The 23,056-nt window shown below is 63.6% G+C and carries 20 protein-coding genes; 8 read left to right on the top strand and 12 right to left on the bottom strand.

Translation table 11 applies throughout. From position 1 onward, the window contains the following. The first annotated feature begins 30 nt into the window (after positions 1-30). Positions 31-834, top strand: a complete 804-nt coding sequence (gene larE / locus HMPREF3176_RS08020; protein ID WP_070459675.1) for an ATP-dependent sacrificial sulfur transferase LarE — start codon at positions 31-33, stop codon at positions 832-834. Next, positions 831-1,550, top strand: a complete 720-nt coding sequence (larB, locus tag HMPREF3176_RS08015; protein WP_070459601.1) for a nickel pincer cofactor biosynthesis protein LarB — start codon at positions 831-833, stop codon at positions 1,548-1,550. The genes larE and larB overlap by 4 nt, the downstream gene beginning before the upstream one ends. A 16-nt stretch (positions 1,551-1,566) precedes the next feature. Here the strand turns inward: larB and HMPREF3176_RS08010 are convergent, their stop codons facing one another. From HMPREF3176_RS08010 to HMPREF3176_RS07980, 7 genes are all read right to left on the bottom strand, one after another. Beyond that, positions 1,567-2,877, bottom strand: coding sequence for a TRAP transporter large permease (locus HMPREF3176_RS08010; RefSeq protein WP_141742400.1), 1,311 nt, complete (start codon positions 2,875-2,877; stop codon positions 1,567-1,569). A 3-nt stretch (positions 2,878-2,880) separates the two neighbouring features. Beyond that, the gene (locus HMPREF3176_RS08005; RefSeq protein WP_070459595.1) at positions 2,881-3,516 is read right to left on the bottom strand and encodes a TRAP transporter small permease; all 636 of its coding nucleotides are present in this window, start codon (positions 3,514-3,516) and stop codon (positions 2,881-2,883) included. Continuing rightward, the gene (locus HMPREF3176_RS08000; protein WP_246826701.1) at positions 3,513-4,451 is read right to left on the bottom strand and encodes a TRAP transporter substrate-binding protein; all 939 of its coding nucleotides are present in this window, start codon (positions 4,449-4,451) and stop codon (positions 3,513-3,515) included. Before HMPREF3176_RS08000 ends, HMPREF3176_RS08005 begins: the two co-directional genes overlap by 4 nt. A gap of 186 nt (positions 4,452-4,637) precedes the next feature. Next, positions 4,638-5,939: a TRAP transporter large permease gene (locus HMPREF3176_RS07995; protein WP_070459588.1), complete on the bottom strand. Its 1,302-nt coding sequence runs from the start codon at positions 5,937-5,939 to the stop codon at positions 4,638-4,640. After that, positions 5,936-6,508 (bottom strand): TRAP transporter small permease, encoded by a 573-nt coding sequence (locus HMPREF3176_RS07990; RefSeq protein ID WP_070459586.1) that lies wholly within the window; start codon positions 6,506-6,508, stop codon positions 5,936-5,938. The genes HMPREF3176_RS07995 and HMPREF3176_RS07990 overlap by 4 nt, the downstream gene beginning before the upstream one ends. Before the next feature lie 5 nt (positions 6,509-6,513). After that, positions 6,514-7,539: a TRAP transporter substrate-binding protein gene (locus tag HMPREF3176_RS07985; protein WP_083286328.1), complete on the bottom strand. Its 1,026-nt coding sequence runs from the start codon at positions 7,537-7,539 to the stop codon at positions 6,514-6,516. Between the two features lie 33 nt (positions 7,540-7,572). Further along, positions 7,573-10,086: a glycoside hydrolase family 31 protein gene (locus HMPREF3176_RS07980; RefSeq protein ID WP_070459583.1), complete on the bottom strand. Its 2,514-nt coding sequence runs from the start codon at positions 10,084-10,086 to the stop codon at positions 7,573-7,575. Between the two features lie 152 nt (positions 10,087-10,238). Here HMPREF3176_RS07980 and HMPREF3176_RS07975 point away from each other — a divergent pair, with 152 nt between their 5' ends. The 3 genes from HMPREF3176_RS07975 to HMPREF3176_RS07965 are packed head-to-tail and all read left to right on the top strand — an operon-like array spanning position 10,239 to position 14,115. Then, positions 10,239-11,276, top strand: a complete 1,038-nt coding sequence (locus tag HMPREF3176_RS07975) for a LacI family DNA-binding transcriptional regulator (protein WP_070459579.1) — start codon at positions 10,239-10,241, stop codon at positions 11,274-11,276. 2 nt (positions 11,277-11,278) lie between these two features. Beyond that, positions 11,279-12,715, top strand: coding sequence for a glucuronate isomerase (uxaC, locus tag HMPREF3176_RS07970; protein WP_070459576.1), 1,437 nt, complete (start codon positions 11,279-11,281; stop codon positions 12,713-12,715). Then, positions 12,715-14,115, top strand: a complete 1,401-nt coding sequence (locus tag HMPREF3176_RS07965) for a mannitol dehydrogenase family protein (protein ID WP_070459573.1) — start codon at positions 12,715-12,717, stop codon at positions 14,113-14,115. Before uxaC ends, HMPREF3176_RS07965 begins: the two co-directional genes overlap by 1 nt. 10 nt (positions 14,116-14,125) lie before the next feature. On the opposite strand, the gene HMPREF3176_RS07960 is transcribed toward HMPREF3176_RS07965, so the two are convergent. The 4 genes from HMPREF3176_RS07960 to HMPREF3176_RS07945 form a co-directional block, all read right to left on the bottom strand. After that, complete coding sequence (locus tag HMPREF3176_RS07960; RefSeq protein WP_070459569.1) at positions 14,126-15,418, bottom strand: THUMP-like domain-containing protein; 1,293 nt, start codon at positions 15,416-15,418, stop codon at positions 14,126-14,128. A 22-nt stretch (positions 15,419-15,440) separates the two neighbouring features. Further along, positions 15,441-16,358 carry a carbohydrate ABC transporter permease gene (locus HMPREF3176_RS07955; protein WP_070459566.1) on the bottom strand — a complete coding sequence of 306 codons (918 nt, stop codon included), beginning with the start codon at positions 16,356-16,358 and terminating at the stop codon, positions 15,441-15,443. After that, positions 16,355-17,341, bottom strand: a complete 987-nt coding sequence (locus HMPREF3176_RS07950; protein ID WP_070459564.1) for a carbohydrate ABC transporter permease — start codon at positions 17,339-17,341, stop codon at positions 16,355-16,357. Before HMPREF3176_RS07950 ends, HMPREF3176_RS07955 begins: the two co-directional genes overlap by 4 nt. Before the next feature lie 79 nt (positions 17,342-17,420). Further along, on the bottom strand, positions 17,421-18,725 hold the full coding sequence (locus tag HMPREF3176_RS07945; RefSeq protein WP_070459562.1) for an ABC transporter substrate-binding protein: 1,305 nt from the start codon (positions 18,723-18,725) through the stop codon (positions 17,421-17,423). Positions 18,726-18,871: 146 nt separating this feature from the next. Here HMPREF3176_RS07945 and HMPREF3176_RS07940 point away from each other — a divergent pair, with 146 nt between their 5' ends. Genes HMPREF3176_RS07940 through HMPREF3176_RS07930 form a run of 3 tightly spaced genes read left to right on the top strand, consistent with a single transcriptional unit; the run spans position 18,872 to position 21,171 of the window. Next, a complete protein-coding gene (locus HMPREF3176_RS07940) occupies positions 18,872-20,194 on the top strand; it encodes a molybdopterin molybdotransferase MoeA (RefSeq protein ID WP_141742397.1) in 1,323 nt (440 codons plus the stop codon). A 39-nt stretch (positions 20,195-20,233) separates the two neighbouring features. Continuing rightward, positions 20,234-20,527 (top strand): DUF6457 domain-containing protein, encoded by a 294-nt coding sequence (locus HMPREF3176_RS07935; protein ID WP_070459556.1) that lies wholly within the window; start codon positions 20,234-20,236, stop codon positions 20,525-20,527. After that, positions 20,524-21,171, top strand: coding sequence for a hypothetical protein (locus HMPREF3176_RS07930; protein WP_070459553.1), 648 nt, complete (start codon positions 20,524-20,526; stop codon positions 21,169-21,171). The genes HMPREF3176_RS07935 and HMPREF3176_RS07930 overlap by 4 nt, the downstream gene beginning before the upstream one ends. Before the next feature lie 98 nt (positions 21,172-21,269). Here HMPREF3176_RS07930 and HMPREF3176_RS07925 read toward each other — a convergent pair whose 3' ends face one another. Then, positions 21,270-22,976, bottom strand: coding sequence for an ABC transporter family substrate-binding protein (locus tag HMPREF3176_RS07925; protein ID WP_070459550.1), 1,707 nt, complete (start codon positions 22,974-22,976; stop codon positions 21,270-21,272). Positions 22,977-23,056 lie beyond the last annotated feature (80 nt).

Raw genomic sequence — 23,056 nt, 5'->3', positions numbered from 1 at the left:
ACCCACCTTGCCTCGCGCGCCGACGCCGCCATGCGCGAGCTCGCCCAGCATGAGCGTGTCGGCATCGCCTATTCCGGGGGAGTCGACTCCGCGACCCTCGCCGCGCTCGCACTGCGCGCCCTCGGGCCCGATCGAGTCGTGGCACTCCTCGGCGTCTCACCCTCGCTTGCGCGGCGAGAGCGCCGGATCGCGCACGAGGTCGCAGACGACATCGGGGTGCAGGTTCACGAGATAGAGACGCACGAGGGAGAGCGCCCCGAGTACGTGGCAAACGGCGTGGACCGGTGTTTCTTCTGCAAGGACGAACTTTTCACGCGGATCGATAGCGAGCTCCTCGATGAGCTTCGCCTCGACGCCGTGGCCTACGGCGAAAACGCCGACGATGCGAAGCGGCCCGACCGCCCAGGCGCCAGCGCCGCAACGAACCATGCGGTGCTCAGGCCCCTCGCGAGCGCCGGCCTCACCAAAAGCGATGTGCGCGAACTTGCCCGCGCCCTCAGTGTCCCCGTCGCCAACAAACCCGCAGCGCCGTGCCTCGCTTCGCGCATTCCCCACGGCGAGGAGGTCACGCCCGCGAAACTCCGCCAGGTCGAGGACCTCGAGGATGCTGTTTTTGACCTCGGCTTCAGCGATTGCCGCGCGCGCCACCACGGCCGCGTCGCCCGCCTCGAATTGCCGCGAAACGAGCTCGCCCGCGCCGTGGAACCGGAGGTGCGGGCCGCCCTGGTCGCTGCCGGTAAAGCTGCAGGATTCGCCTACGTGAGTCTCGACCTCGACGGCCTCCAGTCGGGCGCGTTTACCCTCAGCATCATGAACGCGAAGGGAACGCTATGAGCGCGCACAAGGGGGCCGACGCCTCCCTCGCCAGCATCGCTAACCTCGATTTTGACCGCGCTAGCCGGCGCGGCGCACCCGAGGCGATTCTGTGCGACGCGAAAAGCACCGATCAGCTCGTGCGCATTGCCCGCGCGATCCGGCAGCGTTCACGCGACACGGGGACGGCGCCCGCGCTTGCCACCCTCTTCACTCGCCTCGACACCGATAAAGCCGCCGCACTTGGCGAAGAATTGCCAGGTTTCTTCTTTGACGAAGAAGCGTCGATAGGGGCGTGGCCGGCGTCGGAACCGACCCCCACCGGCGGGCTCGTGACCATCGCTTGTGCCGGCACGAGTGACCTCCCCGTCGCGCGCGAGGCGGAGCTGACCGCACGCTACCTGGGCCGGCCGACGCGGTTCATTCCCGATATTGGGATCGCGGGCCTACACCGGCTCCTTGAACGCTTGCCTGAGCTGCGTGAATCGGCGTGCATCATCGCCGTTGCGGGCATGGACGGAGCACTTCCCACCGTGATCGCCGGCCAGGTCGCGTGCCCCGTCGTCGCTCTGCCCACGTCCGTGGGCTACGGCGTTGCCGCCGGAGGCATCAGCGCAGCCCTCACGATGCTCTCGGCATGTGCGCCCGGCATCGGGGTCGTCAACATCGACAACGGATACGGCGCGGGGCACCTCGCCGCGCAAATTGCACGGTGGGTGCCCCGCGATACCGAGTAGCGAGTGCGCGCACTCGCTAGATGAGCACTCCGAACACGCCCGGCAGGAACAACGTGATCTGCGGGATGAACATGACGAGCAAAAGCCCGATCATGAGCGCGATAAAGAACGGCACGAGCGCCTTGATGACGGGTTCAACGCGCACCCCACCCACTTTCGAACCCACGAACAGCACATTGCCTACGGGTGGCGTGATCGTGCCGATGCACAGGTTGTACGTGATCATGAGACCGAAGTGGATCGGATCCACGCCAAGCTTTTCAGCGATAGGCAGGAAGATCGGCGTGAAGATCAGGATCGCGGGGGTGGGATCCATGAAAGTACCGACGATAAGCAGAACTGTCATCATGATGAGCAAGATGACAATCTTCGAATCGGCTAGGGATAGCAGTGCGTGCGCGACCGTCTCGGGGATCGTCGCGTAGCTGAGCGCCCAGCCGAGCGCAGAGGAAACCGAAACGAGCAACATGACCACTGCTGTCGTGCGGGCCGAGGCCGCAAGGATTCCCGGCAGGTCTTTGAGGTGTAGCTCCCGGTAAATGAGGCCGAGCACGAAACAGTAAGCGACCGCGATCACCGCAGACTCCGTTGCCGTGAAAATGCCGGCAAGCAAACCGCCCACGACAATCACGATCATCAGGATCGCGGGCAGGGCCCTCACAAGCGTCATACAGGCCACTGCAAAAGGAACGCGCTCTTCGGCGCCCCGCAATTCGGTGCGTCGCCGCGCGGCAAGAAGCACAACGGCGATGCACGCGAGCACCCACACGATCCCGGGACCGTAGCCCGCAACAAATAGCGCGGCGACCGATGTCGACGATACGAGGGAGTACACGATCAAGGTGTTCGACGGCGGGATGAGCATGCCCGACGGTGCAGAGGCCACATTGACGGCCGCAGCGAAAGCCGGGTCATACCCTTCGCGGCGCTGACGAGGATTCATCGTCGTACCAACGGCAGCTGCCGACGCCACGGCGGCCCCCGAAACCGAACCGAAAAGCGCATTCGCGACCACATTCGTGTGTGCGAGGGAGCCCGGCAAACGGCCCACGAGAACTTTTGCCGCATCGATCAGGCGCGTGGCAATACCGCCACTATTCATAAGGTTGCCGGCGAGAACGAAGAACGGGATTGCGAGCAACGTGAACGAACTCGAACCCGTAAACATTCGCTGCGCCGCAACGAACACAGCGGAGTCGGCATCCAGCACAGCGATCAGCGCAATCACCGACGGCAATCCGATAGCGACGGCGATAGGAGCGCCAATGAGAATGAGAAAAGCGATGCCAAGAACGAGAATCGAACCGGCGAGCATTGCGGGATCCACGGCTCACACCTCCGTCGTGTCGATCGAGCCACCGACGCTTCGGTGCGCTGAATGGGGGCCCGCATCTGCGCTCTGACGAGGAATCGCAGGGGCGGGGATGCCGTCGGAAGCCTGGGGCTCGAGCGATGCGAGCACACCGTGCTTTGACGCGTCAATGAGGTCCATGATGGCTACGACAACGACGATCACGCCGCACACGGGAAGCGCGAGGTACATGTGGCCGATCGTGACCGGCAATCCTGGAATCGTCTGGGTCCACGTCAGCCCTACGCCGCGGATGCCGCCCCACACGAGGCCGAGTCCGGCGAAGAGTGCGATCGCGACCTCCACCAGAACCGCGAGAATCTTTTGCACGGCGGGCGGTGCAAGGCGAGACACGATATCGACGGCCACGTGCCCGCGCTCCGCAAACACGAACGCCATCGAGAACAACGTGAGCCACACGAGCATGTACTGCGCGACGGTTGTTGACCAAGTCGAGGGCTGGCCGAGGAGTTGGCGTGCGATCACCTGCCACAACACCACGAGGACGAGCACCGCGAAGATGGCGATGCTGATCCACTTGAGAACCTCGATGATGCAGCGGCGAACTGAGGATGTAGGAGCATTGGTTCGGGTAGGGGCGCTTGCGGTACTCACTTCGACGCTCCCTTCGCTGATTGGTGTTCGCGGATTTTCGTATAGAGCTCTTCATCCTCGGAGTTCGAGAGGAACTGTTCGGCCACCGAGTCGATTGCCGGGCCGAACGCCGAGGGATCGATCTCGTGGATTGTCGAGCCGGCTTCTTTCATCGTGTCGATGGCCTTTTCGGTCTCGGTGTTCCAGAGCTCAACGAAATAGTCTTGCGCTTTGGTGAAGCAGCTCAGGAATGCTTCGCGATCCTGAACACTCATCTTCGTGAGCGTGTTTTCGCCGGCGACGATGTAGTCGAGACCCACGAGGTGGTTCGTGAGCGTGAAGTGCTTCGCGACCTCATAGTGGCGCTGCTTCACGTAGCTAATCTCATTGTTTTCCGCGCCATCGAGCACGCCTGCCTGGAGGGCGGTATACACCTCGCCGTAGGCCATCGGCGTGGGGGAGGCCCCCATTGCACGCATGAGCGCGATGAAAACATCGGACTCCTGTACGCGGATCTTCTTGCCTTTGAGGTCGTCAGGGGAAGCGACGGGAGTATTCGTGTACAGGTGACGTGATCCCTGTGTAAAACCGCCAAGGACACGGATGTTCTTTGACTCCACAAGTGACTCGAAGAGCTCGCCCACGATCGACTCGTCCTTGAGAACAGCCGCCTGATGGTCGCTATCGGTAAAGACGCCGGGCAGGTTGAGTGGGCGGAAACGAAGAGACAGGTTTTCCATCTGAGGGCTTGAAATGGCGGCCATATCCACGGCGCCATCGGCCACGAGCTGAACGACTTCCTGCTGGGCACCGAGGCTCTCGTTCGCATACACTCGCGCGCCCCAACGGCCATTCGTGGCTTCTTCAAGAAGTTCACTGAATTTCGTGAGCGCGATGTAGCTCGGGTGCGTTTCCGTTTGATTGAGGGATATGGAAAGAACGTGATCTGTGCTCACGCTACCTTCCGCCCCTCCGCACGCCGCAAGCATGCTGGCTGCGCCGGCTGCTGCTGCAAAGCCGAGAACAGACCGCCGAGAAACGGCGAGGGAGGGGCGACGGTGACGTCCATCCACCCCTGTAAAAGGGTGCATTGAAGCCATATAAATCTCCTTTGATTTCACACGCTGCTCGTTGGCTAACAGCTATAGAAGCCCCATCGCGCCCGGCAGCCATAGCGAAAGCACGGGCACGAAGGTGACGATGAGCAGCATGAGGAATAGTGCCGCGAGGTACGGCAGGAGCCTCGGGATGACCTTCTCGATCGTCGTGCCCGCGAGGCTCGTGCCGATGAAGAGCACCGAGCCGACGGGCGGGGTCATCGTGCCGATGCACATGTTGAACACGAGCACCACGCCGAAGTGGACCGGATCCATGCCGATGCCCTCCGCGATAGGCAGGAAGATCGGCGTGAAGATGAGGATCGCGGGCGTGATGTCCATGAACGTGCCAACGACGATGAGGACGATGTTGATGAGCAGGAGAATCACGATCGGGTTATCGGAAACACCGAGGAGAAGATCGCTGATCGCCTGCGGCATGCCCGTGTAGGCCATGACCCAACTCATCGCCGAGCTCGCGGCGATCAGCAGGAGGATCACGCCGGTCGTGCCGATCGTGCGGGCCATGACCGCCTTTATGTCGCTCCACGTGAGGCTGCGGTACAGGAGCGAGAGGATGAGGCAGTACGCGACGGCGATGCCCGCCCCTTCGGTCGCGGTGAAGATGCCCGCGACGATGCCACCGACGACGATGACGATGAGCAGAAGCGCCGGAATGGCTTCGAGGATGGTTTTACCGGCCTGCGCGGCGCTCACATGTCCCGAGGTCGGGTACTTTTTGCGGATCGCATACACGAGCGCAACCGCGATCACGGTCAGGCCCATGAGGATGCCCGGCACCGCACCGGCCATGAACAGCGCCGCGATGGACGTGCCGCCCGCGATCATCGAGTACACGATGAAGGCCGTGGTCGGAGGAATGAGCAGGCCCGAGGGGGCCGACGCGATATTCGCTGCTGCGGTGAACGCGGGGTCGTAGCCGCGCTCGCGCTGCTGCTTACTCATGGTGCCGCCGATTGCGGCTGCCGCGGCGACCGCCGAACCGGAAAGGGCGCCGAACAGCATGTTGCCCACGATGTTCGTGTGCACGAGCGAGCCCGGAACACGGCCCGTGACGAGTTCTGCGAGCGAGATGAGGCGCTTGGCGATACCGCCGTTGTTCATGATGTTGCCCGCAAGAATGAACAGTGGGATTGCGAGCAGCGTGAACGACTCGAGGCCCGTGTTCATCTTCTGCATGACGACGAAGATGGCCTGGTCGGGCGGCAGAATCATGAGGATGCTCGCGAACGCGGCAACGGAAATGCCAATGGCGATGGGCACGCCAACCGCGAGCAGGAGGAAGAAGGTGCCAAACAGGAGCAGGGTGACCGTCATGGTGCTCATGCGCGGGCCTCCTTAGTCTCGGTGCGGATATCTGCGGCGGCTTCGGCCACGAGCGTCTCGTCGTCGGCGCCAAGGTCGGTGTCGGGCAGGGTTTCACCCGTGAAGTCCTCCCAGAGGTTGATGATCTGGGCAAGCACCATGAAGAGCCCGCCGACGGGGGCCGCGCCATAGGAGAGGCCACGGGGGATCTGGAGGATCGCGGATGGCGCATCGAGGGAGACGAGCGTGAGCTGCGTGCCGCCCCACACGATCACGATCGCCGCAAAGGCGAGCGCGAGTGCGTCGACGAGGATCATGACGATCCGCTTTCCAACCTCGGGGAGGCGGTCGCGGAAGAATACGAGAGCCATGTGCTTGCGGTTGACGAACGCGTATGCGCCGCACAGGAAGCAGGCCCACATGAGCGAAACGGTGACGAGCTCCTCGGTCCAATCGGCAGGATCGGAAAGAACGTAGCGCGTGAACACCTGAATGATCACGAGGAGCGCCATGGCGGCGAGTAGAACGCCGGCGATCACGAACAGGGCGAGAGTGATGCCCTTCTTGAGCTTGAGCATGGTGTCGTACATGGCCCTTACGCCCCCTTGCGTGCGTGCTCAATGGCGTCGAGCACGGTGCTCACGCCGTCGTACTTGTCAACAAATTCGGGAACGATGCCCGAGGTAAGCTCGCGGAACGACTTGCGGTCCACGTCCTTCACAAATGTGACTCCCATGGCCTCAGCATCCGTGATGGCCGTGGTGATCGCCTCACTCCAAATGGTCTTGTGCTTCTCGGTCGAGGCGATGGCCGCTTCGCTGAGGACTTTTTGGTGGTCCGCATCGAGGAGCTTCCACGTTGCCTCACTGAACGAGAGGACGTCGGGAATCATGGTGTGCTCGGTGTAGGTAAAGACCTTCGCGACCTCGCCGTGCGCGGAGTCGGTAAGGGCAGTCTCATTCGATTCGGCGCCGTCCACGAGACCCGTTTGGAGGCCCGTGTAGATCTCGCCGAACGGCAGGATGAGCGGTGTGCCGCCGAGCTTGCTGATGAGTTCGGTTTGGGAACGGAAGTTCTGCACGCGGATCTTGAAGCCGCGCAGGTCTTCTGGCGTTTCGATCGCCTTGTCGACCGTGTAAAACGACCGCGCCCCCGATGTGTAGTAGGTGAGCGTGCGAAAACCGTCCTCCGTGCTCGAATCGAAGAAGGTGCGCATATCGCCCGAGTCCATCGCGCGGTAGTAGTGTTCTTCGTCATCGAAGAGGAACGGCAGGCCAAAGGCGTTGTATCCGGAGGAGTACGGGGCGATCGACGGCGCCGCGCAGCGCACGATGTCCACGACACCGCGGCTCAGCTGTTCGATCGACTCGGTCTCGCTTCCGAGTACGCCGTTGCCGAACACCTCGATGCCGATGTCTCCGTTCGAGCGTTTTTCGACCTCGTCAACGAAGATTTCGAGGGCCTTCGAGGTGGGGTGTTTGTCGCCCAGCGTGTGGGCCATGCGCAGTTTGACCTTGCCGTCCTTCGTGAACTTTCCGGATGAGCATCCGGCGAGCGCAGCGGCGGACAGCGCGGCGGCCCCGAGGCCGAGCGCCGATCGTCGTGTCATGCGACGAGTCATGTTGCCTCCTTGCAACGGTCGAGGGGAGGGGATTTACATGCCGATCATGTCGAATTGTTCGAACGAGACCACGATCGTGTGTTCGCTCGAATCCCATGGGGTTTTAATGCGGACGGTGGACGTTTCGAGATCGTAGAGCCACACGGTGGCCTGCGAGTCGAAGTCGCTCGGGTGCAGGGCGTGCGGGATCTGCTCGCCGTCGATGCTCACCCAGAAGGGTGCCTGGCCGTGGGAAATGGCCTGGAGTTCGAGCGTCGTGATGCGGGTGTCGAGGTCTCCTTCGTGGGTGAAGGTATAGACGGCTCGGTCACCGGCGGTCATGGTCACTGTTGTCGAAGAATAACGCCCGCGCGTGTAGTCCATGCTCACGCCGTCGTCTTCATAGAGCGTGAACTGGCCGTCGCGTCCCGGCGCGGTGACGAGTGTGAGGGCGTCGACCGTTTCGGTCGACACGCTCATGTGGTCCTCGCTTGCGAGCGGGACCATGCCACCTTCACGCACGAACGTGGGGATCGAGGCGAGCGTGACGGGGATGTCGTAGCTGCGCCCACCTTCGTAGCGTTCGCGGGTGGCAAGGTCGTAGAACGTTTCGTTCGCGGGGAACGTGACGGTTTTCGAGTCGGCGCCCTTGTCGACGACGTTCGCGATGAACAGCGAATCGCCGAGCATGTAGTTCACGCTCTCGTCCCACACCGCGGGATCGTGCTGGAAGGCACTCACGAGCGGTTCCGCGATTGGAAGTCCCGTGCGGTGCGCGCGCTCCATGAGCGAGTACAGGTACGGGAACAGGCGGTAGCGCAGTTGGATCGCCTCTCGCACGAGAGGAGTGAGGCTCGGGTACATCCACGGCTCTGTCACCGTGTTGTCGCTGTTGACGGAGTGGATCGAGAAGCGCGGCTGGAAGATACCGTTTTGAACCCACCGCACGAACAGTTCCCCCTCGGGCGCGGGGCCGTGGAAGCCACCGATATCGCCGCCCTGGTTAGCAACGCCCGACAAGCTCATGCCGAGCATTGTCGCGATGTTGCCCTTGAGGGTTTCCCAGCACGTGTGGTTATCGCCCGACCACGTTTGCGCGAATCGCTGGATTCCCGCGTAGCCCGCGCGGCACACGATGAAGGGGCGCGCGTTCGGGTGTGCTTTTCCGATCGCGTCGGCGGTCAGCGAGCACATAATGTTTGCCATGATCGAGCGCGCCTCGGCGAGGGGAGCACCGTAGCCGTCAAAATCGCAGCGGGCATCCTCGTCAACGATCGAGTCATACTCGCAGTTATCGTTCCAAATCGACGCCGTGCCGAAGTCGAGCATGTTCTCGGTGAGGTCTTTTTCCCAGCGCTCGCGGGCCTTGGGGTTCGTGAAGTCAACGAGGTGGCCGGGGCCGCCCCACCAGCGCGCGGGTGCCGGCTCATCCGACTCGGAGGCGCGCACGAACACGCCGTCCTCGATCAGCTCGGGCATGCGCGGGTGGACGTTCAGCACGCCGGGCTTCACGTTCGGGGAGACGACAATGCCGCGCCGCTTCGACTCGGCGAAAAACGCGGCCGGGTCCTTGAAGCGTTCCGTGTTCCACGTGAGCACGCAGCGTTTGAGGCCCTCGTCGGTCTCCTGCTGGCAATAGCCCGAGGAGAGCTGGAAGCCGTCCATCGGGATGTTTTCACGCCGCGCGTGATCGTAGAAGTTGAGGATCGCGTCGTCTGCATCCTTGGGCAGCTCGGGGTAGTACATCGAGCTGCCGAGGTAGCCGAGGGCGGCGGCGGGGAGCATCGCCGAGGTTCCCGTGAGGAGCGTGTAGCGAGTCACGACCTCGCGCACGCTCGGGCCGGCAATGAGGAAAAGATCAATATCTCCGCCGTCGGTGCGGTAGGTCGAATGGGCAGGCCAGTAGTTGGAGTGGGAGCGGCCCATGTCAAAATCGCACGCGAACGTGTTGTGGTAGAAGTATCCGACGGCTGCCCCGCTCACCTCGTTCGCCTTGATGTAGAACGGGATGTGCTTATAGAGGGAATCGGCCCTCTCAGCGTCGTAGCCGAGGCAGTCCTGGGCGCGCATCGTCATGAACGATTTCGCCTTGTTGAACTCGCCGGTTTTTTCGCCGAATCCGTAGAAGTGGTCGCCCGCGGCAATTTCGCTCGTGTGGATGCGCCGCTGATTGCGATCGAGCCGGTACCCGCGATCGATGAGATCGGCGTGGAGGAGGGAACCGTCGGAATCGTAAACCCGGAGGCGGAAGGGCTCCCGGTCTATCTCGATCCTCAAGCGCTCCCCTCGCACGGTCACGGTGGGGGAGTCGGGGTCGTTCTCGAGGGAGAGGGGGGAGGGTTCGAGTCGGGTGCGTTTGGCGCCCATGTAGTCGTCGAGTTCATCGCGCCAGGCCGTGGTGACGAGGCTGTAGGACGCCTCGCGGAATGCGCCGTCATCGGTAAAGCCCGCGCGGATGCGAAGAATCTCGGGTGTGACGGCAAGCAGACGGATGGGGGTGGCATCCGTATGGAGGGTGACGGTGGCTCCTTCCTGTGTGCTGGAAAGGAGCGTGGTGGCGTATCGCATCTTCGGGATCCCTAGTCGCGGCGGCATCGTTGATTCCTGACTCGATCAGGGTTGCACATATCGCGGCGTTGTGCAACCGGTTGCCGTCGCTCTGGCCTCGGGGGTAGTCTCGACGTGACTGCACAGGACAACGACGTCGTCGAGAGCTCAAAATGCCAAACGAACACCCCGCACCACCGCGCCGCACACCCGCGCGTCGCGTCACGATCTACGACATCGCGAAGCACGTGGGAGTCAGCGCCTCTACCGCTTCGCGTGCCCTTCACAAACCCGGCCGCGTCAGCAAAGCCACCGAAGAGCGCGTCAAGGAGGCAGCGGCAACGCTCGGCTACCGCGCAAACCCCGCCGCTCGTGCCCTTCCCACGGGCCGCACTGGAACCATCGCACTGCTCGTTGCCGACATCACGAACCCCGTGTCATTCGAGATCGTTCGCGGCGCCGAACGCGAGGCAGAAAAGGACGGCTACGTACTTGTCACGTCCGAGTTTCGCGAGGACCACGTGAAGGAAGCCTCGCGTGCCCGCTCCCTCGCGCCTTCGGTTGACGGTTTCGTTCTCGCCAGCTCCCGTTTGGACGACGAAGCGATTGCGACAGTCGCGGCTCTCAATCCCGTGGTCACGATCAATCGCGAGTCGCCGTCGGCCTTTTCGGTGCTTGCCGATCACGAGCCGGCCCTGCGAGAACTCGTGCGAATCCTCGCCGCAGAGGGGCACGACCGCCTCTGCTACCTTGGGGGCCCCGCGAGCTCGTGGACGAACGCGAAGCGTTGGGCGGTCATCGAAGCCGCTGCCCGCGACGAGCAGATTGAGGCCCTCACGATCGGCCCGAACCGCCCCACCCGCGAAGCGGGGCAGCGCGCTCTCGACGCGGTGCGGGATACGGGTGCGAGCGCCGTGATCGCCTACAACGACATCATGGCGATTGGCCTGCTCACCGCCGCACGAGACGCTGGCCTTCGCATCCCCGAGGACTTCTCGATCGCCGGCATCGACGACATTTTCGGCTCCGACTTCACCTGCCCACCGCTCACCACAATCGCCGCGCCGCTCGACGACATGGGCGCCGCGGCCATCCGCCACGTGCACGCCGCGCTCAGCGGCGAGCGCGATCGTGGAACCGATAGGTACCCCACGCAGCTACTCATGCGAGGCTCCGTCGGCCCCGCACCCCAACCGAAAGGGAGAAAGTGACAGTGACGCTCGACCTCAACCCCGACCGACTCTTTCCCGCCGACCCCGACACGCGCGCCCTCGCACGTGAAATCTATGCCGAGGTGAAGGACCTTCCAATCCTTTCCCCGCACGGACATGTGGACCCCCGCCTCCTTCTCGACAACGAGCCGTTCCCGGATCCCACCACCCTGTTCCTCACCTTCGACCACTATGTGTTCCGCATGCTCCACGCGAACGGCGTCGACCTCCGCGATGTGGGCGTGGGCACCGCCGATCCTGTCGATCCGCGCGAGGCCTGGCGGATTCTCTGCGCCAACTGGCACGTCCTCGAGGGAACCGCGAGCGGCTACTGGCTCACAGACGAATTTGTGTCGCTCTTCGGCATCGACGAGGAACCTAGCGCGCAAAGCGCCGATCGGCTCTACGACCAGATCTCCGAGAAACTGGCGACCGAAGAGTTCCGCCCGCGTGCCCTTTTCACGCGTTTCAAGATCGCCTTCCTCGCGACGACCGACGACCCCCTCGACGACCTTGAGGCCCACGCAGAACTCGCGCTACTCCACGAAGCGGGCGAGCTTTACGGGCGAGTGGTCCCGACCTGGCGCCCCGACCGTTTTCTCGACCCGAACAAGCCGGGCTTTACCGAGGCCGCAACGGCGCTCGCGGACAGCGTGGGAGGTGACCCGCGCTCGCTTGCGGACTACCTGCGCGCCCTCAAGGCCTCGCGCGAACGCTTCATCAAGGCCGGCGCGATCTCGGCCGACCACGGCGTGCCGACCCCGTACACGATCGACCTCGACGATGACGCGCTGGAAGCGCTCCTCGCGAAAGCGGTCGATGGGACGGCGAGCGAGGCCGAGAAGCGTGACTTTACGGGCGCGATGCTCGTGCGCTGCGCCCAGATGAGTGTCGAGGACGGCCTCGTCATGACGCTGCACCCGAGCGTGTTCCGCAACCATTCGACGGCGACGTTCGAGCGGTTCGGTCCCGACACGGGCCACGACATTCCCGAGCAGGTCGAATATACGCGCAACATTCGCCCGCTTCTCGAAAAGGTGGGGCTTGAGGAGGGCTTCCACCTCGTGCTTTTCGGTATCGACGAAACGATGTATTCGCGCGAGGTGGCCCCGCTCGCGGGCTTTTATCCGAGCGTGTTCATCGGTGCCCCCTGGTGGTTCATCGATGCCCCCGACGCGATCATTCGCTTCCGTTCGGCGATTACCGAAACCGCGGGATTCACGCGGGGTTCCGGTTTCATCGACGATACGCGCGCATTCCTCTCCATTCCTACGCGCCACGACATGGCGCGCCGCTGCGACGCGGCGTTCCTCGCGCGCTACGTCATGGAGGGGCGCCTTCCCAAGTCGAGCGCGCTACGGATCATCCGCGAGCTCACGGTTGACCAGCCCGCGCGAGTCTTCAAACTCGAATCGATGCTTTCGAAGGGAGAGAAGTGATGACTGTTCTCAGCCGCGACGCCGATCTCACTGCCAAGGGCGGCCTCGAGCCGCGCCCCGTGCGCATTGTCCACTTGGGCCTCGGAGCGTTCTTCCGCGCCCATCAGGCGTGGTACACGAGCGAGGTGGATGACGACGGCGAATGGGGATTCTCCGCCTACACGGGCCGTAGCCCCCGCGCCGCAGAGGAACTCTCGGCCCAGGACTGCCTGTACACGCTCATCGTGCGCGGGGCCGAAGGCGATGATGCGCAGGTCATGTCGGTCATTTCCGAGGCGCACGCGGCGAACGACCTCGAAGGTTTGTGCGCAGACCTACGCTCGCCCGACGTCTCGCTCGTGACCCTCACCGTCACCGAGGCCGGGTACGGCACCGACGCGAAGGGTGCGCTCGACCGCGCCAACGACGCGGTCAAGGCGGATTTGAAAGCGCTTGAGGAGTATGCCGCGGGCACGGCCGGCGAATTGGAATCCGACGCCCGCCTACCCAAGCTCGAGACCGCCCTCGCGCGTCTCGTGCTCGGCCTCGACGCGCGCCGCCGCTCGGGAGCCGGCGCGATCACGATCGTGCCGTGCGACAACCTCCCCGGCAACGGCCCGCTCACGCGCGGCGTGATCGATGAATACGCGGCGTGCCTTGGCGCCGAGGCCGCGACGTGGATCAAGGACAACGTGTCGGTGACTTCGACCTCGATCGACCGGATCACCCCGAAGGCGACGGACGCCGATCGGGCAACGGCGAAGGAGCTCACGGGCTTCGAGGACGCCTCGCCGGTCGTCACCGAGCCATTTGCCTCGTGGATTATCGAGGGCGAGTTCGTGGGTGACCGGCCCGCCTGGGAAAGGGCCGGTGCGATTTTCACGGATGACCTTGAGCCATACGAAAACCGCAAGCTGTGGCTCCTCAACGGTGCGCACACTCTGCTCGCGAATGCCGCCGTGAATCGCGGCTACGAGACCGTCGCCGAGGCTATCGGCGATCGCGAGGTCCGTGCCGAGGTTGAGACGCTGTGGGACGAGGCCACGCGGTATCTCCCGGGCGAGGTCGAGGCCGCCGCCTACCGTGAGGCGCTCCTCGAGCGGTTCGAGAACCCCAACATCAAGCACTTGCTCTCGCAGATCGGCAATGATTCGCTCGCGAAGCTGCGCATCCGCATCCTCCCCATCACCCTCAGGGAGCTCGCGGCGGGGCGTGAAGCCGCAGGGGCCGTGCCCGCAATAGCCGGGTGGATTCGCCGCCAGCGCGATGGCGTAGCCTCGCCCGATGCGCAGCAAAGCGCGATCGATGGGACCGCGGCGAAAGCGGGGGAGGGCGGCATCGAGCGTGCCCTCATCGCACTGCTCGAGCCGGAGCTACTCGAGTACCCGAACTTTGTGGAGCGCGTGCTCGAGGCAGTCTAGGCTCTGCGCACTAGCAGGCCTCGGCGATAATCGCGACGCGGCTGCCACCGGCCCGCGTGGCGATAAGCGTCGCCGCGTGCGGTGCGCGCCGATCAAGCTTGAGCTCGCTCCTGAGCCTTGCCGGATCGATATCCATGCCGCGCTTTTTCACCTCGAGCGTGCCCACCTCGAGTTCGCGCAGCCTCGCCGCGATCTTCTTGGTCGTGAACGGCATGACCTCGCGCACGCGAAACGCCCGCGCGAGAGGCGAATCGAGAGCAGCTTGCGAGGCATCATCGCTGCTCAGGTAGGCAATCGAGTCGTCAATCGTGTGCGCGCCAAGCTTTCGCGCGAGCGTCCCCAGAAGGCCCGCGCGAATCACCGCGCCATCGGGCTCCCACAGGTACGCGCAAATCGAGCCCACGGGAGGGTTGCGCAGCTCGGCCTCGTCACTCGAATCGGGCACGAGTTGGGCTGAGCGAGCGTCGGAACCGAGCACGAGGGCTGAGCGCGCGATCACGGCGCCCTCGGCGAGGGCGCCGGCGGGTCCGACGGTTGCCTCGCTCGGTACCGCGAGCGCACCCTTGCCGACGCGCCTGGCGAGCGGACCGAAATACATGCATGCCTCGAGAACCTGGCCGCGCCAACTGACCCACTGCGTCTCCGTGCCCGGCACGAGGTGCTCGTGATCGATTGCGGGGGCGAGCTTTGCGCCCACCGCGCCAACTTCATCGGCTACCGCGCGAACGAAGGAGAGCGGCGGCGTGGCCTCCTCGGGGTCGTGAATGCGCGTCGTGCGACCACGGCGGCTCTGACGGCGTGCGGGGTCGAACCACGCGCCGTCGAGGTGTGAAAAATCGACGTCCTCGGCCCGGCCAAGCGTGATGCGCGCATTCGGGAAGGGGCGCACGTTCACCGTTGCGAGTGCCGCCGTTTCCTCATCGCAGTCCACGCCCAGAACCTCGAGGCCGAGGGCCGCCTTTGCGATCGTGTCGCCCCCGAGTCCGCAGCCAAGATCGGCTACGCGCCGGACTTGGGCGTCGCGAAACCGCGCGGCGTGATGAGCCGCCACCTCGAGCCGCGTGGCCTGCTCGAGCCCGTGCGCAGTGAACAGCATGCTCGAGGCGAAATCGCCAAACTTGTCGCGCGCCTTGGCGCGCAGACGTGACTGGGTGAGGGCCGCCGCGATGAGTTCGGGACAGTGGCCTTCGCCGCGCAATCGCTGCGAGAGCGCAAGAGAGCCCTCCTCGGAATACTTGGGAAGCGAGTCGAGGAGGGCCATACCCTCGGGCGTGAGGAGCTGCGAAAGACCGGAAAGACTCATGCCCTCAAGGCTACGCGACGGACTACTTGAGCGAGCCCGCGCTCAAACCACCAACGATGCGGCGCTGGAACACGAGCACCATGATGATGAGAGGAACCGTCACGATCACGCCCGCCGCCATCTTCGTGCCGTAGGGAGTGTCGAACTGCGAAATGCCCGTGAACTTCGAGATTGCGACGTTCGCGGTCTGCATCGCGGGGTCGTTGACCATCGTGAGAGCGATGAGGAACTCGTTCCACGCGGCGATGAAGGTGATGATCGCCGTCGTGAAGATGCCCGGTGTCGCGAGCGGGAGGATGACCCTCACGAACGCGCCGATACGGGTGGTGCCATCGACCATCGCTGCCTGTTCGAGCTCCACGGGAAGCTGCCGGAAGAACGCGTTGAGGTTCCACACGGCAAGGGGGAGCGCGAAACTAATCGTTGGCAGGATCATCGCCTGGTAGGTGTTGATCCAGTTGATCGGCGCCCAGTCGTAACCGCCGCTGAACAGCTTCAAGAGGGGAACAACGAGCGTGATTACGGGGAACATCGACGTCGCGACGATCGCGAACATCACGAGGACCTTGCCCCAGAAGTTGAGGCGTGCAAGCGCGTACGCGCCCGCGGTCCCGAGCAACAACACGAGGAGGGTGGTACCGCCCGCGACAACAAGCGAGTTGAGAAGTGCTCGACCAAAATTATTTGCTGGGTCGAACACAGCCTTGAAGTTTTCGAACGAGATCGGATTCGGGATCAGATCGGTCGATCGGCCCATGCTCGGCAGTCGCAAGGAGCTCACGAGCATCCAGTAGAACGGCGCGAGGCAGTACACGAGGATGAACGCGACCCCGAGACCGACGATGATCTTCGCGCCAGTGTTGCCCTTGTGCTTCTTGGGCGTGACGGGCGTGCGCGGCGTCTCGTTTTCGGATGCGGTGTGGGTGGCGGCGGTGCTCACGGCATGCTCCCCTCGGTCACGGTGGTGTTTTTACTGGCACGCAGGCTCGGACGCTTCTTGTTTTTCTTCGGCTTCTTCTTGGCGCTTTCACCGAGTACATCGGCCCCAAGCACCTTGATGAAGACGAAGGCTACGAGGCAGATGTAGCAGAACAGCACAATCGAGTATGACGACGCCATGCCGTAGTTGGTCTTGGTTGCGGCATCTTGCGCAAGCATCGAGAGGGTCTGGCCGGACTCGAGCCTGCCGAGGAGCACATATGGAAGATCGAACATGCGCATCGCATCGAGCATGCGGAACAAAACGGCCACGACGAGCACGGGGCGGATCATGGGAAGCGTAATGCGCCAGAAGGTTTGCCAGCGATTCGCACCATCAACCTTTGCCGCCTCGTAAACCTGCTCATCGATCGTCTGGAGCCCCGCGAGGGTCAACAGGCCAATGTACGGGGCGGTCTTCCAAATATCGGCGATGAGCACCGCGGCCTTCGCTTGCCACCCCTCGGTTGTCCACAGCACCTGGTGCTGGATCAGCTTGTTCGCGATGCCGTTCGCGTCAAAAATGAGCTGCCACATGAGGGCCGAGACAACCGTCGGAATGGCCCACGGGACGAGAATCGACGCGCGGATAAGGCCCGTGGCACGCATCGCGCGGGCCATGATGAGTGCCATAGCAACGCCGAGAACGGTCTCGATACTGACGCCAATAATCGTGAAGAGCGTGGTGTTCCAGAAAGCATTCCAGAACCCGGCGCCCGCGCCGACTGACGTGAAGGCGTCCATGTAGTTCTGGAGCCCGACGAACGTGTCCCCCTGCTGAATGAAGCCCGTTTCGGGGTCGATCCCGCCGCCGGTGACGAAGAACGACTGCCACACGGAGAGTACGAGAGGGAAGCCCACGACGATCGCCAAGAGGACAAGCGTGGGCAAGAGAAGTAGATAGGCGAGGCGACCTTCGCCTTTCGAGATGTCGGAGCGAGACATGCAGCGTTCCCTTCAAAGGGTTGAAAGCGGATCGGGCCCGCGGCACCGTGATGAGCGCCGCGGACCCGATTCATAGCGTTTAGGCCTGAAGTTCCTCGAGGGTCTTCTGAAGAGCATCGAGCGATTCGTCGACTTCCTTCGAGCCGGAAAGCACGTCATAAGCGGCTTCCTGAATCGCCTGCGTCACATCGCCGTACTTGACGACCTGCGGTCGTGCAGTGCCGTTATCGACCGCAGCCTTGAGGGTCTGGTAGTACGGGTACTTCTCGAGCACCTCAGGGTCTTCATACACGGCGGCGTGGGCGGGTGCCTCGCCGGTAGCGAGAGCCTGGGCCTTCTGCTGTTCCTCACTGGCGAGGAACGAAATAAAGTCGATCGCGGTGCCTCTGTTCTTCGCGAAGGCAGAAATCCCGTAATTGAGACCACCGAGCGCGGTTGCACCGGTGTTGCTACCGATGCCCGGGACCGGGCAGGCATCGAACTTGCCGTTGACCTTCGACGAGCCATCGTCAGCGTTCGCGAGGTTCCACACGTACGGCCAGTTCTGGAGGAAGGCAAGGCGACCGTCCTGGAAGGCCTGTCGGCTTTCCTCTTCCTTGTAGGTGAGGGCCTCTTCGGGGATGAACTTCTTGTCGAAGCCGTCCTTGGCTGCCTTGAGGCCAGCCTTTGCCTCATCGGAGTTCGCCTGGGGCTTGCCTTCCTTGTCGAACAGGTCTTTGCCCGCGGACTTCGCGAGACCCGTGAACTGCACCGTGAGGCCCTCGTACTTCGAGTATTGCGAGCCGAAACCGAGGGTGTCCTTGCCCTCTTCGGTTCCGCGAATTGCGTCGATCATCTGGTACATCTCCTCGAAACTCTTGGGCGGCTCGTTCGAGCCCGCCGCCTGGAGGAGGTCCTTGCGGTAGAAGAGGAGCTGGGCGTTCGTCGTGTAGGGCACGGCGTAGAGCTTGTCGAAGTACTTGCCTGTCTCGACGGTCGAGGGAAGAAGCGCATCCAGGTCGAACTTGTCTTCGGGAAGCTCGACCACCCACTGTTGGGCAGCGAACTCGGCCGTCCACACGACGTCGAGGCCGAGCACGGTGTAGGCATCGGACTTCGCCTGCGCGTTGTTGATGAGCTGCGAGCGCTGCTCGTCAGCCGATTCGGGAAGCTCAATGAGCGTCACCTTTTCATCGGGGTGCTTGTCGTTCCACTGCTTGATGAATTCCTGGAACTTACCGGTGTTGTCTTTACCGCGCACGACGCTGATCGGGCCGCGCTCCTCGAAATCGGCCTTGGCAGCGCCGCCGCCTTTCGAATTGTCATTGGAACACGCAGCGAGACCGGCGACAGCAGCACCAGCTGCGGTGGCCGCGAGGACTGAACGACGGGTGGGGTTAAACATTGGGGATCCTTCCACTCTTATCCGAAAGCAGCGTTGCATCCGGGCCCGGGCAACGTCACTCCGGGTGTGGTCCCATTGTAGGGTACGTGAGGCATGCATCACGCATCGGCCAACCACCACTGGCGCGTTCGCGAGCGTGTACGTTGGTGAGCAATGATCCCGCTGCCACGAAAGATGTCGATATGCACGTGAGCCTCGACGAATGGCGCGCGCGAGTGATCGCACTCGCCGCCCTCGCCCCTGACCGCACCGAAGACGCCCCGCTCGCAGGGGCACTTGGCAGGAGGCTCGCCGAACCCCTGACCGCCCGCATCCCCGCCCCGCAGTTCCGTATGAGCGCGATGGATGGGTTCGCCGTGAGTACGCGTGAACTCGGGCTGGGAGAGGGAGCGGCCGACGCTTGCCCCGCCGGGCTCGAGGTCACGTGTGACATCTCTGCTGGCAGGGCAGCCGTCGGAAAACGTAGCCCGGGAACTGCCGCGCGCATCATGACGGGCGGCCTGCTGCCCGATGACCTCGATGTCGTGATCCCCGTCGAGTTCACGGATGCCGATCCCACGGCGGATCGCGCCCCCGCGCGCATCACCCTCGCGATTGCCGAAGCCGACCGCGCCAAAGCGCTCGCGCCGGGTCGCCACGTGCGCGAGGTCGGCGAGGAGATTCCCGAAGGCGATGTGCTCGCGCGTTCCGGCGACATCGTGACCCCCGAGCTGATCGGGATCGCGCTCTCGGTGGGGGTGACGCATGCGCGTTTGACGCGGCCGCGCCGAGTCGCGATCGTCATGACGGGCGACGAACTCGTGACCGACCTGCACCCGGACACGGGAGCGCGCTGCGGCGCCGTGCTCGAATCGAACGGACCGATGCTCGAGGCGACATGCGCGCGCTTCGGCGCTGAGGCGAGCATCCATCACGTCGGTGACGATCCCGCAGAGCTCATTGGACTCGCGCGCTCCATCGCGCCGCGGCACGACCTCATCGTGACGACGGGCGGTGTCGGCTCTGGCGCGCGCGACGTCGTGAAAGCGGCGTTCGGCGAGGGCTTCGGCGCCACGCCGGGCCTCAATTGCTCCATCTTCGAACACCTCGCGATGCGCCCCGGGGGGCCACAAGGCGTGGGGCGACTGCCCGTCGACCATGCCGAAGGCAGCGCCACGATCCCCATGGTGCACCTTCCCGGAACCCCCGTCGGCGCCTTCACGGCGTTCCATGTCTTCGTCGCGCCACTGCTTGGCGCGCCCTCGCGGCCCATCACCCTCCCGCTCGAGAACGTGCGCCGCAAGGATCGCCCGCTCAAGGCCGGCGCCACCGTGAAACCCGCCCACCTCTCGATCGAGCACGGGCGCCTGATCGCGACCCAGTGCGAGGGGCCGCGCCTTCGCCCGTTCGCTGAAGCGAACGCCCTTCTCATTCTCGAGCGCGACCGCGCGCGCGTCCTCTCGCTCGGCGGCAGCATCGGTGCTCGATAGGCGATAATGGGCACGACCCCAAGTGAAGGAGACACACTCATGACCCCCAAGGCTGACGACCCGGCAATGATCGAAGCCCTTCAGCGTTTCATCGACGCTTCCGCAGAGGACTCCGGCTTCACCCCTGCCTTCACCGAGGACGACCGCGACCTCATCCTCTCGCTTACGGGCGTCGCCGCCCACACCGTCGTGCGCCCCGCGGGGCCCTTCGCGGCAATGGCGGTCGGCTACCTCGTGGGCAGCGGCCGCGCGAAAACGTGGGCCGACGCTCACGAACAGGTGAAACGCTTCGTACGCGCCTACATCGGCGATCCCGTCGAAGGCGACCAGTGACGCCCAACTTCGATACCGAAGGCGAAAAACCCATCTCTCTGCGCCCCGCGAGCGCACTGTGGATTCCCGCTCTCACGTGGGCGATCATCGCGTTCCTCCTCGCCGACGCCATCCTCAAAAACCGCTGGGACACCGTCCTCCAGTTCGGCCCGTGGCTCGCGCTCGCCGCCTCTCTCGTGTGGCTCGTCCTGTTCTCACCCGCGACCCTCGTCTACCAACGTGGCGTGGTCATCCGCAACGTTTTTCACGAGTACAGCGCCCCCTACGGCGCAATCGACCACATCGGCCTTGGCGCCATGGTCTCGATCCGTGCCCGCACAGAAAGTGGCACGACCCGCACCATTACCGCCTGGAACGCTCCGGGAATTGGGCGCGATAAACCCGCCGACGCCCACGTGCGCATCTCCGGTCGCGACCGGCGCGCGGGCCGCCAGCACATCGGCCCCGCCGAGCGCCTGCGCAACGACCAGGAACGCTCACCCTCGCGTGTTCTCGTGAGCGCGTGGGAGGCATGGCAGATCGCGCACCACAAGGATTCCGACGCCAGCTCGGCAATCGGGACTGTCCAGTCCCACGTGAGGATCATCCCCCTCGCGATCCCAGCCGCGTTCCTCATCCTCGGGGTGTTGACCGGGGCCCTCTAGCGTCGGCCCCCTCGATTGCGCGCATACGAAACGGGCCGGGCCTCGCCCTCCTCGAAAATTCGTGGAGAGCGAAACCCGGCCCGTAGCCAGAAAACCGATCAGGCCTTCTTGCCCACGGCCGTCCAGTCCGTCGTCTCGAACTGCGCAGCGCCAACGTTCACGAAGCCCTCGGTGAGGCCAATGATCGTCGGGGTCGCGTAGAACGGAAGAACCGTGTACGCGCCTGCCTGAACCTTCGAGAACTCGTTCGCGATCTCCTTGCGCTTCCCCTCATCGAGCTCCGAGTGAAGCTTCTTGTTGAGGTCGGTGAGTTCTGCGGGAGCAAAGCCCGTGAAGTTCTGGCCCGATCCTTCGAGGAACACGTTCGTGCCCGACTGCTCAGCGAAAAGCGTGCCGCGCCACCCAAAGGTCACAGCCGCAAAACGGCCAGGAACGACGTAGTCATCGAAGTACTTGTCGCTCGGAACGGTCTTCAGATCAACCTTGAAACCGATCGCGTTGAGGTTCGTCATGATCTGGCGAGCTCGATCCTCGTTCGACTTCGCCTCGGCCGGAATGAGGATCGAGAAGGCAAGGGGCTTGCCGTCCTTCTCATAAACATCTCCGTTCTTCTTGTAGCCAGCTTCCTCAAGAAGCTTCTGCGCTGCTTCCGGATCAAACTTGAGGCCACCGAAGGAATCCTCGTAGCCCTCCTGGCCGGGCATGTAAATGAAGTTGTCCACGAGAATCACGGGCGATTCGAGGGGCTCCATCACCGCACGCGCCACGGCGTTGCGGTCAATGCTGCGGAAGATCGCCTCGCGCACCTTCGCATCGCCAAGCGCGCCCTCGGCGCCGCCCACGTTAAGCGTGAGGTGCGACCACGAAAGACCGTTCGACTTCTGGATCACGGCATTCTTGCGGCCCTTCGCCTGGCCGTAGGTATCACCATCAGCGATCTCGATCATGTCGAGCTCGCCATTCACGAACGCCTGCGCCATGTTCTGCTGGGTCGTCACCTTGAAGATGATCGTTTCAAGCTTCGGAGCGCGGCCCCACCACTTGTCATTGCGCTTCACCGTGACCACGCCGCCGGTGGCATCAATGTTGTCGATCTTGAACGGGCCGCGCGTGAGGGGCGGTTCGCTCGAGAGACCGTTGAACGCCTCGGGCGTTGCAGTGATGGCCTTCGGCAAGCTCGGGTAGAGGTACACGTTCCAGAACGGGAACGTCTCCGCGTACTCGATCTCCGCCTCAAAGTCGTTGATCTTGCGGATCTCCTTGATCGAGCTCCAGCCGGTCGTCGAGGCCGTCTGGTAAGCCTCGTTCTCGCCGTTCTGCGCTTTCTGCTGAGAGATGAAGTCGTCTACCGTGACGGGCGTGCCATCGCTCCACACGGCTTTCTCGTTGTACTTCACGGTGACGATCTGCGGATCTTCGCTCGTGAGCTCGGCCGACGTCAAGTAATCGGGGTTGAGTTCAACGCCGCCCTTTTCATCGGCCTTGAGCGGCGTCTCCGGCGAAACGGTCTCCATGATTGCGGAAACGGAAACCTCGTTGCCATCGATGTGGCTCTGGTTCCAGTTCGCGGGAATCTGAGGGATCGCCACGGTAAACGTGCCGCCATCGGCAACCTTGTCGTAGTCGGCGCGCTCCCACGCGGTCGAGGGGAGCTTCATCTGCTCCTCTACGGCTTTTTCGTTTGCAGCGCTTGCCTGCTTCGCGCGCTCTTCGGCGCTCTGCTGCGAGCACGCGGTGAGTGCTGCCGCGGCGCCAGTCAGGGCAGTGCCCTGAAGGAAGAGACGGCGGGTGCTTGTGAAAGCCATGATGGCCTTTCTCGAGAATGGTCGGGGGACTCTCTCGATCGTATCGTTGACGCTTCAGGAATTTCGACAAAAGTCCTGCT

This window comes from Dermabacter sp. HMSC08H10, assembly GCF_001807585.1.
GTDB classification, from domain to species: Bacteria; Actinomycetota; Actinomycetes; order Actinomycetales; family Dermabacteraceae; genus Dermabacter; species Dermabacter hominis.
Note: the sequence above shows the minus strand (reverse complement) of the source record. Positions and strands in the feature narration are given on the sequence as shown.

What these genes read in the sequence shown, in the direction of transcription:
- larE (WP_070459675.1), top strand. Translation starts at nt 31, where the DNA reads ATGCGCGAGCTCGCCCAGCATGAGCGTGTCGGCATCGCCTATTCCGGG.
- larB (WP_070459601.1), top strand. Translation starts at nt 831, where the DNA reads ATGAGCGCGCACAAGGGGGCCGACGCCTCCCTCGCCAGCATCGCTAAC.
- HMPREF3176_RS07995 (WP_070459588.1), bottom strand. Translation starts at nt 5,939, where the DNA reads ATGAGCACCATGACGGTCACCCTGCTCCTGTTTGGCACCTTCTTCCTC.
- HMPREF3176_RS07990 (WP_070459586.1), bottom strand. Translation starts at nt 6,508, where the DNA reads ATGTACGACACCATGCTCAAGCTCAAGAAGGGCATCACTCTCGCCCTG.
- HMPREF3176_RS07985 (WP_083286328.1), bottom strand. Translation starts at nt 7,539, where the DNA reads ATGACTCGTCGCATGACACGACGATCGGCGCTCGGCCTCGGGGCCGCC.
- HMPREF3176_RS07980 (WP_070459583.1), bottom strand. Translation starts at nt 10,086, where the DNA reads ATGCGATACGCCACCACGCTCCTTTCCAGCACACAGGAAGGAGCCACC.
- HMPREF3176_RS07975 (WP_070459579.1), top strand. Translation starts at nt 10,239, where the DNA reads ATGCCAAACGAACACCCCGCACCACCGCGCCGCACACCCGCGCGTCGC.
- HMPREF3176_RS07965 (WP_070459573.1), top strand. Translation starts at nt 12,715, where the DNA reads ATGACTGTTCTCAGCCGCGACGCCGATCTCACTGCCAAGGGCGGCCTC.
- HMPREF3176_RS07960 (WP_070459569.1), bottom strand. Translation starts at nt 15,418, where the DNA reads ATGAGTCTTTCCGGTCTTTCGCAGCTCCTCACGCCCGAGGGTATGGCC.
- HMPREF3176_RS07950 (WP_070459564.1), bottom strand. Translation starts at nt 17,341, where the DNA reads ATGTCTCGCTCCGACATCTCGAAAGGCGAAGGTCGCCTCGCCTATCTA.
- HMPREF3176_RS07945 (WP_070459562.1), bottom strand. Translation starts at nt 18,725, where the DNA reads ATGTTTAACCCCACCCGTCGTTCAGTCCTCGCGGCCACCGCAGCTGGT.
- HMPREF3176_RS07935 (WP_070459556.1), top strand. Translation starts at nt 20,234, where the DNA reads ATGACCCCCAAGGCTGACGACCCGGCAATGATCGAAGCCCTTCAGCGT.
- HMPREF3176_RS07925 (WP_070459550.1), bottom strand. Translation starts at nt 22,976, where the DNA reads ATGGCTTTCACAAGCACCCGCCGTCTCTTCCTTCAGGGCACTGCCCTG.